The organism is Aeromonas sp. QDB31, from assembly GCF_027707605.1.
GTDB classification, from domain to species: domain Bacteria; phylum Pseudomonadota; class Gammaproteobacteria; order Enterobacterales; family Aeromonadaceae; genus Aeromonas; species Aeromonas media.
Genome location: NZ_JAPCIX010000064.1, coordinates 1 through 696, shown reverse-complemented (window position 1 = coordinate 696; position 696 = coordinate 1). Strand labels below are relative to the sequence as shown.

At 66.8% G+C, this 696-nt stretch carries 1 protein-coding gene; it reads left to right on the top strand.

Going from position 1 to position 696, the window contains the following annotated elements; all coding sequences use genetic code 11:
* Positions 1-40: 40 nt before the first annotated feature.
* The coding region (locus PG898_RS21180) for a DUF4158 domain-containing protein (RefSeq protein WP_047279295.1) at positions 41-696 on the top strand (656 nt) is incomplete at its 3' end.

Genomic DNA, 696 nt, shown 5'->3' with positions numbered 1-696 from the left:
GGAAACCCTCTACCAGTACCTCCGCACGGACGACTGACACATGCCGCGTCGCTTGATCCTCTCGGCCACGGAGCGGGACACCCTGCTTGCGCTGCCGGAAAGCCAGGATGACCTGATCCGCTACTACACCTTCAACGACTCCGACCTGTCGCTGATCCGCCAGCGACGCGGCGACGCCAACCGCCTCGGCTTCGCCGTGCAGCTCTGCCTGCTGCGCTACCCCGGTTACGCGCTGGGAACCGACAGCGAGCTGCCCGAGCCGGTCATCCTGTGGGTGGCGAAGCAAGTCCAGGCCGAGCCGGCGAGCTGGGCAAAGTACGGCGAGCGCGACGTGACCCGTCGCGAGCATGCCCAGGAACTGCGCACCTACCTGCAACTGGCCCCGTTCGGCCTGTCCGACTTCCGCGCCCTGGTGCGCGAGCTAACCGAGCTGGCCCAGCAGACCGACAAAGGCTTGCTGCTGGCCGGTCAGGCCCTGGAGAGCCTACGGCAGAAACGACGCATCCTGCCGGCGCTGAGCGTGATTGACCGGGCCTGCTCGGAAGCCATTGCGCGAGCCAATCGGCGGGTCTACCGCGCCCTGGTCGAACCACTCACGGACTCGCATCGGGCCAAGCTGGACGAGCTGTTGAAGCTCAAGGCCGGCAGCAGCATCACCTGGTTGACCTGGCTGCGCCAGGCACCGCTGAAACCCAA